The sequence below is a fragment of the Nocardia sp. NPDC058058 genome (genome assembly GCF_042885355.1).
GTDB lineage: Bacteria > Actinomycetota > Actinomycetes > Mycobacteriales > Mycobacteriaceae > Nocardia.
Genome location: NZ_JBHVSA010000004.1, coordinates 1,388,811 through 1,402,569 on the forward strand (window position 1 = coordinate 1,388,811; position 13,759 = coordinate 1,402,569).

13 protein-coding genes and 1 tRNA gene are annotated in these 13,759 nt (G+C 65.6%); 7 read left to right on the plus strand and 7 right to left on the minus strand.

All coding sequences use genetic code 11. The annotated features are described in order from the left end of the window. Positions 1–25 precede the first annotated feature (25 nt). Complete coding sequence (locus tag ACFVUS_RS37410; protein ID WP_387777884.1) at positions 26–688, minus strand: lysophospholipid acyltransferase family protein; 663 nt, start codon at positions 686–688, stop codon at positions 26–28. Positions 689–780: 92 nt separating this feature from the next. After that, positions 781–1,908, minus strand: a complete 1,128-nt coding sequence (locus tag ACFVUS_RS37415) for an asparaginase (protein ID WP_387777887.1) — start codon at positions 1,906–1,908, stop codon at positions 781–783. 178 nt (positions 1,909–2,086) lie between these two features. Here ACFVUS_RS37415 and ACFVUS_RS37420 point away from each other — a divergent pair, with 178 nt between their 5' ends. The 4 genes from ACFVUS_RS37420 (at position 2,087) to ACFVUS_RS37435 (ending at position 7,313) form a co-directional block, all read left to right on the plus strand. Further along, positions 2,087–3,721, plus strand: a complete 1,635-nt coding sequence (locus ACFVUS_RS37420) for a bifunctional aspartate transaminase/aspartate 4-decarboxylase (RefSeq protein WP_387777890.1) — start codon at positions 2,087–2,089, stop codon at positions 3,719–3,721. 29 nt (positions 3,722–3,750) lie between these two features. Continuing rightward, positions 3,751–5,433 (plus strand): aspartate-alanine antiporter, encoded by a 1,683-nt coding sequence (gene aspT, locus ACFVUS_RS37425; protein ID WP_387777893.1) that lies wholly within the window; start codon positions 3,751–3,753, stop codon positions 5,431–5,433. 58 nt (positions 5,434–5,491) lie between these two features. Then, a complete protein-coding gene (locus ACFVUS_RS37430; protein WP_387777895.1) occupies positions 5,492–6,268 on the plus strand; it encodes an SDR family NAD(P)-dependent oxidoreductase in 777 nt (258 codons plus the stop codon). 121 nt (positions 6,269–6,389) lie between these two features. Beyond that, positions 6,390–7,313 carry a TIGR03564 family F420-dependent LLM class oxidoreductase gene (locus ACFVUS_RS37435; RefSeq protein WP_387777898.1) on the plus strand — a complete coding sequence of 308 codons (924 nt, stop codon included), beginning with the start codon at positions 6,390–6,392 and terminating at the stop codon, positions 7,311–7,313. A gap of 19 nt (positions 7,314–7,332) precedes the next feature. Here the strand turns inward: ACFVUS_RS37435 and ACFVUS_RS37440 are convergent. Beyond that, positions 7,333–7,406 (minus strand) — tRNA-Ile (locus ACFVUS_RS37440). A gap of 160 nt (positions 7,407–7,566) precedes the next feature. After that, positions 7,567–7,947 (minus strand): DUF4234 domain-containing protein, encoded by a 381-nt coding sequence (locus ACFVUS_RS37445; RefSeq protein ID WP_387777901.1) that lies wholly within the window; start codon positions 7,945–7,947, stop codon positions 7,567–7,569. A 126-nt stretch (positions 7,948–8,073) separates the two neighbouring features. Between ACFVUS_RS37445 and ACFVUS_RS37450 the strand changes: the two genes are divergently transcribed. The 3 genes from ACFVUS_RS37450 (at position 8,074) to ACFVUS_RS37460 (ending at position 10,328) form a co-directional block, all read left to right on the plus strand. After that, entirely contained in the window at positions 8,074–8,502 is a 429-nt protein-coding gene (locus tag ACFVUS_RS37450) for a nitroreductase family deazaflavin-dependent oxidoreductase (RefSeq protein WP_387777904.1), read from the plus strand. A gap of 209 nt (positions 8,503–8,711) precedes the next feature. Beyond that, positions 8,712–9,725: a TerC/Alx family metal homeostasis membrane protein gene (locus ACFVUS_RS37455; RefSeq protein WP_387777907.1), complete on the plus strand. Its 1,014-nt coding sequence runs from the start codon at positions 8,712–8,714 to the stop codon at positions 9,723–9,725. Between the two features lie 111 nt (positions 9,726–9,836). Further along, complete coding sequence (locus ACFVUS_RS37460) at positions 9,837–10,328, plus strand: hypothetical protein (RefSeq protein WP_387777910.1); 492 nt, start codon at positions 9,837–9,839, stop codon at positions 10,326–10,328. Positions 10,329–10,353: 25 nt separating this feature from the next. Here ACFVUS_RS37460 and ACFVUS_RS37465 read toward each other — a convergent pair whose 3' ends face one another. The 3 genes from ACFVUS_RS37465 to ACFVUS_RS37475 all read right to left on the minus strand — a co-directional run bounded on the left by ACFVUS_RS37465 (position 10,354) and on the right by ACFVUS_RS37475 (position 13,754). Continuing rightward, positions 10,354–10,650 carry a hypothetical protein gene (locus ACFVUS_RS37465; RefSeq protein WP_387777913.1) on the minus strand — a complete coding sequence of 99 codons (297 nt, stop codon included), beginning with the start codon at positions 10,648–10,650 and terminating at the stop codon, positions 10,354–10,356. A gap of 185 nt (positions 10,651–10,835) precedes the next feature. Further along, positions 10,836–12,599: an SDR family oxidoreductase gene (locus ACFVUS_RS37470; RefSeq protein ID WP_376069449.1), complete on the minus strand. Its 1,764-nt coding sequence runs from the start codon at positions 12,597–12,599 to the stop codon at positions 10,836–10,838. Between the two features lie 45 nt (positions 12,600–12,644). Next, positions 12,645–13,754: a PDR/VanB family oxidoreductase gene (locus tag ACFVUS_RS37475; protein ID WP_387778578.1), complete on the minus strand. Its 1,110-nt coding sequence runs from the start codon at positions 13,752–13,754 to the stop codon at positions 12,645–12,647. Between the last annotated feature and the right edge of the window lie 5 nt (positions 13,755–13,759).

The window sequence follows — 13,759 nt, forward strand, 5'->3', positions numbered from 1 at the left end:
ATACCGAACGGTCTGCGATTTGGTCTCACTGCCTCAGGCCCTCGATCCGCTGCCGCAGGTGGTCCAGCAACTTCTCCGGATCATCGAATTCGGCCGGATCGACCGCCGTCCCGAAATGAATCGTGACCTGCTGCGATCGATCGAACTTCGGCCCGTTCCCGCGCACCCGCCGCATCGGCAGCACCCGATCGGTCCCGGTCGTCCCCACCGGAATGATCGGAACCCCGGTCGCCAGCGCCAGTTTCGCCACCCCGGGCTTGTACGGCTCATCCTCCCCGGCCGCCACCAACCGCCCCTCCGGATAAATGATCAGCACCCCGCCGTACCGCAGCACCTGCTCTGCCCGCTCCAGCGCACTCTGCCCCGACCCGCTGTCCCTGCGCACCACCGGAATCTGCCCCAGCCGCCGCACCAACCACCCCACCACCGGCCAGGTCCACAACTCCGCCATGGCAATCGCGACAGCGCGCCGCCGCAGCGCACCCCACAAAAACACCGCGTCCAGCATGGAAATGTGATTGCTGGCAATGATCACCGGACCGGTCTTTGGCACCAGCTCCCGCCCGATCACGTTCACGCGCACGAAGTTCGACCACGCCAGCGCCCGCAGAATCCGGCGCACGAACTGGGTGACCACCCAGGCCCGCTTCCCGAGCCCCTTGGGCCGCTGTCCCGCATCGTCTTCCATCACAACCCCCGCAATCAGTCTGTCCGCGAACAGCTTCCATCCTTGTCGCCGGTCCGCGCGAGCGACACGGGGTAACTACTCGAGGACGAGAATCAGCAATCGGCGAAGGCCTGTTGGACTTTTGCCTTGTCGGTGATGCCGTTGGCGAGTAGGAGTTGGGTGAGGATTCGGGATTTGGCGGGGTTGAGGTCGAGGGCGGAGATGGTGCCGAGGTCGTCGTCGTTGAGTTCGGCGTTGCGGACTACGCTGCCGGAACCCACTCGGCTGGAACGGATTACGAGGACGCCCTTGCCCGCGGCGGCGCTGAGGGCGGCGACCACGGGCTTGGCGGTGTTGCCGTCGCCCACGCCCGCCAGGACGATGCCCTGTGCGCCGTGGCCGAGGGCGTCGTTGACCTGGGTCGCGTCCATGCCCGAGTGGGAGTAGACGATGGCGACCTGGGGGAGGGGGGATTTGTCCGGGACCGGGAAGGTCAGGCGCGGCTGGGTGGAGGCGGGCCCGGCGAAGGTGACCGCGGCGGCATCGACATGGCCGAGGGGGCCGGTATTCGGGGAGGCGAAGGTCTGCACGCTGGTGGTGTTGGTTTTGGTGACGTCCTTCGCGCCGTGAATGGTGTCGTTGAGGACGACCATGGTGCCGCGGTCGCGGGCGGCGGGGGTGGCGGCGACCTGGACGGCCGAGCGGAGATTGGCCGGGCCGTCGGCGCTCAGCGCGGTGGAGGGGCGCATGGAACCGGCCAGGACGACCGGCTTGGGGCCGGCGACCACGTGGTCGAGGAAGAATGCCGTCTCCTCGATGGTGTCGGTGCCGTGCGTGACGACGATGCCATCGGCCTTATCGTCGGCGAAGATCTGATTGATTCGATTCGCCAAGGTCAGCCACACCTCGTCGTTCATATCCTGGCTGCCGATATTGGAGATCTGCTCGGCGGTCAGCTTGGCGATCTTGTCGATGCCGGGGACAGCGTCGATGAGATCCTGGGCGGTCGCCTCACCCGCGGTGTAGCCGACGGCCGAGTTGGCATTGGCCTTACCGGCGATGGTGCCGCCGGTGGCCAGAATCGTGACGCGGGGGAGCTGACCGGGGGCGGGGGACTGCCGCGCGGCCTGCGATGTGGCCGACGGCTGCCCCGTCGCCTCGGAATCGGTTGAGCCATTTGCGCATCCCGCCACCAGCACCGCCGAACAGGCCGCCAAGCCGACCATCCCCAGAATGGACATTCGCGCCATTGTGCTCTCCTGTCGGATCGTGTCGCGATAGCGTTGCAGCACCACCGCTATGACAACCAGATTTCGAACCTCGCGATATCGCGTGTCGTGACAGTCGGCATTCATTTACCCATGTCACGGTATGCGCTGGATACGGATCGACCGCACTTCGACATACGGAGGTTGGACGATGAGCGTGGACAATGAGGTCGATCGCGGTACCGAGAAGAAGTATGAGCGACTCAGCCCGTTCGAACTGAAAGACGAACTCATCGATCTCGCCGATGAGAATATGCATAAGACGGCGCACGCGATGATCAACGCGGGCCGCGGCAATCCGAATTGGACCTCCGTGGTTCCCCGCTCGGCGTTCTATCTGCTCGGCCGATTCGCGGTCGCCGAAGCCGTCCGGGACTGGGATGAATTTCCGGGGCTCGGCGGTATGCCGCAATCCGCGGGCATCGCCGGACGATTCGAGCAATTCCTTGCCGCCGAACCCGCGAGCGCCGAGGTGGAGTTGCTGCGCGGCGCGGTCGAATACGGTGTCGGCACACTGAAATTCGATGCCGACGCCTGGGTGGGGGAGTTGGCGGACGCGATCCACGGCGACCACTATCCGGTCCCGGATCGCATGCTCACCCATATCGAACAGGTGGTGCACGCCTACCTCGACCAGGCGATGGGCGGTGCGCCCGCGGGCGGCTGGGATCTGTTCGCCACCGAGGGCGGTACCGCGGCCATGTGCTATCTGTTCGACAGTTGCGTGGTCAACGGCATTCTCGCGCCCGGTGACCGGATCGCGATCATGACGCCGATTTTCACGCCGTATCTGGAGATTCCGCATCTCGAGCGGTATCAGTTCGATGTGGTCGAGGTGCAGGCGTCCAAGGACGCCCCGGATGGAATGCACACCTGGCAGTACCCCGCCTCCGAGATCGAGAAGTTGGCCGATCCCAGTGTCAAGGCGCTGTTCCTGGTGAATCCGTCGAATCCGCCGTCGGTGATGCTGGACAAGCCGACGCTCGAACGCATCAAGCAGATCGCGGCGAAGGAGAATCCGAACCTCACCATCATCACCGATGATGTGTACGGGACGTTCGTCGAAGGCTTCCAATCGCTGATGTCGATCGCCGCCGCGAATACCATCGGCGTCTACTCGTTCAGCAAGTATTTCGGTTGCACCGGTTGGCGTTTGGGCGTCATCGCGGTGGCCAAGGACAATATCTTCGACCGGCGCATCGCGAATTTGCCCGCCGCGCAACGAGATGCGCTCACCAAACGCTATTCCACCATCGCGCTGGAACCGGCGAAGCTGAAATTCATCGACCGGATGGTGGCCGATTCGCGGGATGTTGCGCTCAATCACACCGCCGGATTGTCCACGCCGCAACAGGTTCAGATGGCGTTGTTCTCGCTGGCGGATCTGCTCGACAAGGATGCGCGGCACAAGAAGAACTGCGAGGCGATCATCGCGCGGCGACTGAAGACCCTCGCCGAGAGTCTCCAGGTGCCGGTGCCGCAAGATCCGAACGCGGCCAACTACTACGTCGAACTCGATCTGATGGTGTGGGTGAAACAGCATTGGAGCGCGGAGTTCGCGCAGTGGCTGCAAACCCAGCACGAACCGGTCGACCCGGTGTTCCGGCTGGCCGAACAGGGTTCGATCGTGCTGCTCAACGGCGGCGGATTCGACGGACCGCAATGGTCGGTGCGCGTGTCGCTGGCCAACCTCCGGCAGGACAGCTACGCCCGGATCGGGCAGTGGCTGCGGCAGATCATGGACGAGTATCACTCGGAGTTCCAGAACCGCACCAAGACTCGCTGACCCGGCTCGCTCCGATCGAGGACGGTTTCATGGACGCGATAAAAAGGTTCCTGCAGGACACGCCCGAGGCCGCGCTATTCCTTTGCCTGGCACTGGGTTACGCGATCGGCAAGATCAGGATCTGGAAACTGTCGCTGGGCGGCGTGGCCGGCACCCTGATCGTGGCGATCTTCGTCGGCATGGCCGGGCACATCACGGTGAACGCGCAGGTGAAGAATATCGCCTTCGCGCTGTTCATCTTCACCCTCGGCTACATCTCCGGGCCGACGTTCTTCGGCAGCCTGAACCGAAAGAGCTTGAAGTACGGCACTTTCACGCTGATCGAGGTGGCCAGCGTGCTGGTGATCACCGCGATCGCGACGCTGGTCATGAAGCTCGATCCGGGCACCGCGTCCGGGCTGCTGGCGGGCGGAGCCACCGAATCGGCGGCGGTCGGCACCGCGACCGATGCCATTGCCCGGCTCGACCGCCCGGCCGATCAGATCACCGCCATGCAGGCGAATGTCGGTACGGCGTACTCGATTTCGTACATCTGCGGGCTCATCGTGGTGGTGCTGCTGTCGAGTCAGATCTTTCCGCTCATCATGCGCATCAACCTGCGCGATGAGGCTGCCAAGCTGTGGAAGCAGCTCGGCGGCGGTGATGACGATGCCGACGGATCCGAAGTCGCCGCCGCACCGGACCTCATCGGCCGCGCCTTCCAGGTGCGGCGGGTGGCCGGGCAGACCATCGCGACGGTGACCGCGGACCTCGGCGGGCATCTGACCGTGGAGCGAATGTTGCGCGGCGGCAAGGTGATCGCGGTCGCGGACGATGTCGTGCTGCGGGCGGGGGATCAGGTGCTGGTGGTGGGTCCGCGCGCGGATATGGTGCCCGCGGAGGACGCCATCGGGCCCGAAATCGTCCCCAGTTCGGATCTGGAGACCGCGCTGGAGATCGACCAGGTGGTGCTCGATCACCGCCAGCGCGCCGCCACCCTCGGCGAGATCGACACACAGCTCGGCAACCGGCTGTACGTGACCGGCGTGGTCCGCGAGGACAAGGAACTCCCGCTGCATTCGAGCATGGCGGTGCAGCGCGGAGATACGGTGCGGCTCACCGGATCCAAGGCTGATCTCGCCAAAGCCGTTCCCTCCCTGGGGTATCGGCTCGACCCGACCGTCAAGGCCGACATCATCTACATCGCGCTGGGCGTTGCCTTCGGGTTCATGATCGGCAAAATCGTTGTCCAGGTGGGAAGCATCCCCCTGACGCTCGGCACCGGCGGCGGCTGCCTGCTCACCGGCCTGCTCTTCGGCTGGTTCCGCTCCAAGAACCCGGAGATCGGCCAGTACGCGCCCGCCGCGGCCGATGTCATCAAAACCCTCGGCCTCTCGGTCTTCATCGCCGTGGTCGGCCTCACCTCCGGCCCGCAGGCAGTAGACCTGGTCCGCAAATTCGGCTTCGGCCTCCCGATCGCGGGCGTCCTCATGACCGCCATCCCGGCGTGCATCTCCCTCGTCGTCGCCTGGAAATTCATGAAACTCCCAGCGCCCCTTGCCCTCGGCGCGATCACCGGCCAGCAATGTTCCACCCCGGGCATCTCGGCTGTCCAGCAGGTGGCGGGCAACGCAACCCCTTTGATGTCCTACACAATCGTCTACGCCCTCTCCAACGTCGCCCTCCCTCTCCTCGGGCCGATAGCGGTGGCCATGACCGAAGCCATATCCTGACCCGAATCGCCTCTCGCGCAGCATCATTCCGATAGACCCGTTCGAGTCAGGGAGTGTCATGAGCAAACTCGCCCTCGTCACCGGGGCCACTTCGGGTATCGGCCGGGCATTCGCCCGCCGCCTGGCCGGTGACGGGTACACCGTCATCGCGGTCGGCAGGCGCACCGACCGGCTGCAGGAACTCGCGGGCGAGTTCCCCGACAAGGTAATTCGTCCTTTGGCCGCGGACCTCGCCACCCTCGACGGTATCGACGCGGTCGCCGAAGCTGCCACCGAGCCACTCGACCTGCTGGTCAACAATGCGGGCGTGGCCTACTACATGCCGCTCAACGATCTCCCCGCCGACAAGGCGCGCGAACTGGTCACCGTCAAGGTGCTCGCCCCAACGCTGATCACGCGCGCCGCGGTGGGAGGCATGCAGCAGCGCGGCTCCGGCGCGATCATCAACGTAGCCGGAATGATCGCCTTCAGCGGCCCCGCCCCCACCACGGTCATGCCCCGCCGCGCCGTCTACGCCGGCACCCTCGCCCACCTCGTCGCCATGTCCCAAACCCTCAGCGCCGAACTCGAAAACACCGGCGTAAAAGTGCTGGTCCTCTGCCCGGGCGTAGTCGCCACCGAATTCCACGAACGCCAGGGCCTCGACCTGAGCGCTGTACCGCGCATGTCTGCCGACGACGTTGTTACGGCGGGCCTCCGTGGCTTGGAAATCGGCGAGGTCGTCTGCGCCCCCGGCGTCGAAGACCCCACCCTCCTCCCGAAGGTCTTCGAAGCCGACCTGGCCGCTTTCAATGGACAAAGCCCCACCCTCGCCACCCGCTACCGCATCGACTGACCCGGCTGTCGTGGATGCGCTGGAAGTATCCAGGGTTACTGCATTTCCAAAACCGTTGTGCTCAAACTGATTTCAATGTGCATTCGGGAACAGTCGATACTGCACACGGGTTGCCCATGGAATGACTCTCGGAATCGCGCTGGCCGCCACGAACGTGGAGAACTACGTCGACGCCATCGTGGCCAAGGCTCGAACAGCCCACGACCTCGGCCTGAAATCCGCCTGGTTCGGCCAGCGAATGGACTACGACTCACCCGCCCTGGCCGCGATCGTGGGCCGCGAAGTCCCGGGCCTTCAGGTAGGCACCTCCGCCATCCCCGTCGTCGGCCGCCACCCGGTGAACGTGGCCGCACAGGCCCAAACCGCACAGGCCGCGACGCATGGCCGCTACCACCTCGGATTGGCCGTAGGTTCGACCCTCATCGCCGACGCGTTCGGAACGCCATTCGATCGCCCCATCGCTCGTCTGCGCGAATTCCTCACCGCGACACTGCAATTACTGGAGACCGGCACGGCCGATTTCCACGGCGAACTGCTGACCGTCACACCGACCCTGCCAACGGCAGTCCCCGGCGCTCAACCCCGACCTCCCGTGCTGGTGGCCGCGATGGGTCCGCAGGCGCTAGCCGTCAGCGGCGAACTCGCCGACGGCATCCTCCCCTACCTGGCCGGTCCGAAAACCCTGACCACCCACATCGTCCCGGCGATCACCCGCGCATCAGCCACCAAACCCCGCGTGGTCGCCTTCGTCCCAGCCGTGGTCACCGCCGACATCGAGGCGGTCCGCGCCCACGCCCTCGACCAACTGTCCTTCTACGAACAGGTCCCCTCCTACAGCCGAGTAATCAACTTGGAGGGCGCATCCCGAGCCGCAGACCTGGCCCTGATCGGCGACGAGGAAACCGTAGCCGCCGGAATCCACCGCTACTTCGAAGCGGGAGCCACCGAAGTCGTCATCACCAGCACCGATCTGAGCAGTCCGGAGGATGAGCGTCGTACGTGGGAACTGGTGGGTCAGCTGGCCGCCGACCGTGTCGGCGCATGAGTCGCCGAGGCAATCCGAGTGGGGCGGGCGGGGCTCGAACCCGCGACCAATGGATTATGAGTCCACGGCTCTAACCGACTGAGCTACCGCCCCTGACCGCTGCGGGGAGCTGCGGGCCTCGCGATGTTACCCCGGGCCCGTGGGAGATGCCTAGTTGGGGGCTACGGTGTCGTAGGTTGATGCGGAAATCCCCCGGCGACGGTGTCGACGGGGGATTGGTTCGCGTGAAAGTGGTACGGGGAGAACGGGTCTGCTACTGGGCGAAGCGGGCGGGGATCTTGTTGAGTTCGAGCTGGTAGTAGAGGATGCCGAGGCCGAAGACGAAGTTCAGGAGGAAGCCGAGGATGGGGTTGCAGGTGCCTTCGAGGCCTGCGGCCTCTTGGGAGGCTTTGATGCGGTCGCCGGTGCGCCAGAAGCTGATCAGGAAGGCGATGCCGGTCCAGGACAGGAAGATCATGACCAGGAGGGGGCCTGCGACGGGGGCGTCGGGGTCGCGGCGGAGTTCGGCCATCTCCTTGTGGATCTTGTAGTACCAGACGAAGAAGTAGATGCCCAGGGTGATCAGGGGCCAGACTAGCCAGACCAGGACGGGGTTGCGTTCTTTGATGGGGGTGGCCAGCTGGGTGGGGTTCATGTGAATCCTGGTGGTGTGTAGGGGAGTTGAGGCTCCCGGTGTTGCGAGCGAGGCAACCGTAGTGGCGGCTTCGTGAGCAGATCGTGAACCGCATAGGGTGGCGTTACCACTCAGCGGGAGGAAGTCATGGCGAATCTGTTCGTGAATGTGCTACGTGGGCATCAGTGGATCTATGAGAAGAGCGGCGGGCTGGTCGGGCATCGGCTGCTGTTCGGGAATCCGACGCTGTTGTTGCGGACCGTCGGGCGCAAAACGGGGCAGCCGCGGACCTCGGCGCTGACTTACGCCAAGGACGGCAAGGATTACTTGGTGACCGCCTCCAACGGTGGATCCTCGCGGCCGCCGGGCTGGCTGGCCAATGTGAAGGCCAAGCCGGACTGCGAGATTCAGGTCGGGACCACCAAGATTCAGGTCACCGCCACGCCCACCTATCCGGATGATCCGGAGTACGCGCGCCGGTTCGCGTTGGTCGACAAGGTCAATGGCGGGCGGTACGCGGAGTACCAGAAGAAGACGACGCGGCAGATTGCCGTCGTGGTGCTCAGCCCCAGGTAGAGGCATAAAAGCCGCGCCGGGGTGAGCGAGACCACGGCGCGGCGTGTTGGACAGGTGAGTTAAAGGTCCGCTATCCTCTGCGGACGAGGGGAGTACTTCCCAAGAATCATTCCGGTCAGTACGGATCGCGCCATCGTGATCCCCGGGTGGTTGCCCATGGACACGGGTGAAGGAGACCTCAGGCGGTTTTTCCTGCCCGAGGAGGTCCTATGAGTACTGATCTATCATTCCTGGCGAGCCCCGCCGCCATCGAATCCATCGGAACGCCCTGGCTGTGGGCGAGCACCATCGGTGTGGTGCTGGCGCTGCTGGTCCTGGATTTCGCGATAACCCGCCGCCCGCACGAGGTTTCGATGCGCGAGGCGATCGGGTGGACGGTCTTCTACATCGCCCTGCCGATAGCGTTCGGCATCTTCCTGTGGGTGCGCAACGGCAATGAGACCGGGCTGGAGTTCTTCACCGGTTATCTGCTGGAGAAATCGCTCTCGGTCGACAACCTGTTCGTGTTCATGCTGCTGCTGTCCGCCTTCGCGGTCCCGGTGGCGCTGGCACAGCGGGTGCTGCTGTACGGCATCGCCGGCGCGCTGGTGCTGCGCGGCATCTTCATCGCACTCGGCGCGGCCGCCCTGGCCACGCTCGACTGGGCGTTCCTGCTGTTCGGTCTGATTCTGCTGGTCACCGCGGTGAAACTGCTGGCCGACGCGGCGGGCGGGCACGACCAGGAGGTCGATGTCTCGTCGATGAAATCGGTGAAGCTGATGCGCCGGTTCATGCCGGTCACCGATGACTACCGCGGCACCAAGATGACCGTGATCGAGGCCGGACGCCGCGCCCTCACCCCGCTGGCGCTGGTCGTGGCGGCGGTGATCGTCACCGACCTGGTGTTCGCCGTCGACTCGGTGCCCGCGGTATATGGCGTCACCGGTGACCCGTTCCTGGTGTTCGCCACCAACGCCTTCGCGCTACTCGGTTTGCGCGCACTGTATTTCGTGCTGCACGCCGCGCTCTCGCGACTGGTGCACCTGGCGTACGGTCTGGCCGCCATCCTTGCCTTCATCGGCGTGAAGCTGGTGCTGCACTGGGCGCACGGCGTCTGGAGCGGCGTGCCGACCATCCCTACGGCCGCCTCGCTGGTGGTGATCGTGGTGGTGCTGGCGACGGTGACCTTCACCAGCCTGCGCGCCACCCGGGGCCAGAACCGGGACGTCGAGACCGCCAACTGAGCCGCATGAGCCGATACCGCCGGGCAGCCACGCTGCCCGGCGGTTCGCCGTTCCGGCAGCCCCCAGAATCACCGCCATGTGCGCGCCGGAGTTCTCGAAGTACCGTGAATCATGATGCTGCAACGTTTCCGGCCACTCGGGGTCGACCGGATCAATAACGCGGTGCGGGACCTGGTACTTCCCGAAGCCGTCTACAAGACCTGCCCCTGGCAGCCCCGCGATCTGGTGGAAACCGGTCTGCGGCAATGGCTCCGCTGCTGCGGGGCGGCCATGCGGGACGGGCAGGTGATCGGAATGCCGTCGTTCGCGGTGGATGAGGCCTGGCACGGACTCATCCTGTGCACCATGCGCTATCAGCGCTTCTGCGACAGCGCGTACGGCCGGTTCCTGCACCACTTCCCGGCCGGTGAGGGCTCGGGCAATCCGGATGATCCGATGTCCGATCAGCTCGGCCGCACCGTGGTCGCCTGGAACATGGTGGCGCAGCCGGATGAGAAGTGCGTGCTGTGGGACCTGGATACCGTTGTGGGAGTGGATGACCCGTGGGGTGTCCCGGGTGAGCGGGTCGATCTCATCGAAGCGGCGCTGCGGGCCGAAGCCTGAAACCCGCAGCGCCGCAATCGATAGCTCAACTTCCGCCGCCGCCACCGCAGCCGCCCCCACCACCGCCGCACCCGCCCCCGCCACACCCGCTACCGCCACCGCAGCCGCCGCCATGACCGTGCCCGCCGCCGCAACCGCTGCCGCCGCCGCAACCGATCGAACCGCTGCTGCCGCTGCCCCCGTATTTGCTGCCGTAGCGGTAGCTCGAACTCCGATTGCGGCGGCCCCGACTCTTGATCTCCGCGCGATTGCTCGACCAGATCAACACCGCGACCGGCACCGCCAGAGCCACGAAAATAATGCAGGCAATGATCCCATGCATTGCGATTCACCTCCCCGATGTTCCTTGCTGTAATTGAAAACTACAGCGCCGCAAGACGGCTCGACAGACCCCGCAATTCGGGGAATGGAAATGGGTGTGAACGCCCGCGCTGCTGGGTACACGCAATTTCGGGACACGAAAACGCCCCCCGCGGATATCCGCGAGGGGCGCATGCTTATTTCGTGTTACGTGAGCTTCACGCGCGCCGCGAAGAACCGCGCCACGGCGGGGGCGAAGCGGTTGAAGCGGTACTGCAACCAGGCCTCCGGCGTCACCGGCACCACGTCACGGTTCTGCTCGACGGCCTTGAGGATCTGCGCCGCGACCTTCTCCGGACCGTAGCGGCGGGCCGCGTACAGCTTGTCGAAGCGCTCCTGCTTGGCGGCCTCGACCTCGGCCGAGACGCCCGAGAACCGGGTGTTGGCAACGATATTGGTGTGCACGATGCCGGGGCAGATGGTATGCACGCCGATACCCTTGCCGGACAATTCCGCGCGCAGGCAGTCGGAGAACATGAATACCGCCGACTTGCTCGTCGAGTACGCCGAGAAACCGCGCTGCGGCGTATAGGCCGCCATCGACGACAGATTCACGATATGCCCGCCGAGCCCGCGATCGGCCATGGCCTTACCGAAGGTGCGGCAGCCATTGATCACGCCGTAGAGATTGATATTGAGCACGCGATCGAATTCCGCCGCGGGCGTGTCGAAGAAATCGCCCGCCTGCCCGATGCCCGCATTGTTGATCAGGATGTCCGGCACCCCGTGCGCGGCGATCACCGCGGCGGCGTGCTCGGTGACCGCAGCCTCGGAGGACACGTCCAGCTGGTACGCGTGCGCCGTACCGCCTTCGCGCGCAATGAGTTCCGCGGTCTCCTTGGCGGAATCGAGGTTTATGTCCGAGAGCACCACCTCCGCGCCCTGCCGGGCGAAGGCCAGCGCGGTCTCACGGCCGATGCCACTGCCGCCACCGGTGATCACCAGCAGCTGATCCTCGAAAGGCCGCTGCTCCCGGCCGACTTCGGCACGGCGCAGCGCCCGCGAGGTCTCCCCGGTGCGCAGCGAATCGATCAATTCGATGGTCGAGGTGGCCAGCAGTTCCGGATGCGAGAACGGCAGCCAGTGCCCGCCGCCGACCTCACGCCGGTACAGGTTGGGCGCCCACTCCTTGGTGTCTGCGTACGGTGCGGCGCGCACCGCCACATCCCGGCGTGCGATGACCAGCTGCACCGGAACCTCGGTGCGGCGCTCACGCGGACCGGTCACGCGCTGCACGATATTGGCGCGGTAGATGCGCATACCGTCGAAGAAGTCGCGGCGGAACTCCGGCCCGAATTTGATGTTCTCCGGCGAGGTGTCGTTCATCAGCCCGACGAACCGCGACCACACCTTCTCGGTGCCCAGCGGGCGCAGCAGTACGCGCGGCAGCACCGGGGTCATGAACAGGCCGGTGTAGGTGGAGGACAGCAGCTGGGTGAACGGTCCCCAGAGCTTGCCGCGCGCCACGTTCTTCTGCATCCAGGCGCCCATATGGTCCAGGTTCGGCCCGGACACCGAGGTGAAGGACGAAATACGTTCGGCGGCTTGCGGTTCGCACACCGCTTCCCACATCTCCACCGAACCCCAGTCGTGCGCCAGCACGTGCACCGGCGCGTCCGGGCTCACCGCATCGGCGACCGCGAAGAAGTCGGCGGCGAAATGCTCGAGCCGGTAGTCCTCGGTGCGATCGGTGCGCGTGGACCGGCCGTGCCCGCGGGTGTCGTAGGTGACCACGTGGAAGCGATCGGCCAGCAGCGGCACCACCCGATCCCACAGGTGATTGTCATCGGGCCAGCCGTGCACCAGCACAATGGTTTCCGCGGACGGCTCACCGTATTCGTAGACGGCGATATCGAATTCGCCGCTGCGCACGATGCGCTCGGAGGCGGGGATGATGGTCTGTTCGGTCACGTTCTTCTCCGCGAAGTTCGAGGTGTGAAGCCGGGTCTGTCAGGGCTAGAGATCCAGGACCAAACGGTCACCGGTGCAACGGGATACGCAGATGAGCATGTCGCCCGCCGCGCGTTCGCCGTCGGTGAGCACGGTGTCGCGATGATCCACCTGACCACCGAGCGTGCTCACCCGGCAGGTGCGGCAGAAGCCCTGACGGCACGAATACGCGCTGTCCGGGCGGACTTTGAGCACTTCTTCGAGCACCGACTTGTCCGCGGGCACCTCGATGACCTCACCGGTGCGGGCCAGCTCCACCTGGAAGGCGGTGCCGTTGACCACCGGCGGCGGGGAGAAACGCTCGGAATACATTTCCACGCCGGGCATCTCGCGCACGGCGTCGGCGATGGTCTGGGTCATCATGACCGGACCGCAGCAGTACACCGAGGTGTCGGGGCCGACACCGGGCAGCAGATCGGCCGCGGTGGGCAGCCCGTGCTCGTCATCGGTCCGCACATTCACGCGCGATCCGAACGATTCCACTTCGGCGAGAAACGGAATCGTGTCCCGGCTGCGGCCGACGTAGGTCATGGTCCAGTCGACACCGAGTCGATGCGCCATGCGGATCATCGGCAGAATCGGCGTGATGCCGATGCCGCCCGCCACGAAATGCATTCGGGCGGCGGAGGATCCGTAACCGGGCAGCACGAACGGGAAGGCATTGCGCGGTCCGCGCACCGTCACCGCCGTGCCCACGGTCAGGCTCTCGTGCACCTCGAGCGATCCGCCGCCACCATTCGGTATGCGGCGCACCGCGATTCGATAGGCGTGCCGGTCGGCGGGATCACCGCACAGCGAATACTGCCGCACCTTGCCCGAGGGCAGCTCCAGGTCCAGATGCGCGCCCGGCCGCCATTCCGGCAGCGCGCGGCCGTCCGGGGCGGTGAACATCAGGCTGATCACATCGGTGTCGTGCGCCTCCACCCGGCGCTCGACCAGCACCAGCGCGGTGCGCCGGTCGTCGATCGGCGCGGGCGGCTGCTTCCGATTCACGAAAGTGGTCCAGCGCAACCGCGATTCGGCGATCAGATCCAGCACGCGGGTGGCGCGATCGGTGCGCTCCCTGCCGTACAGGTCCGCCGGCGGCGTGGCGGGAACCGGCCGGATGGTGTTCATGGTGG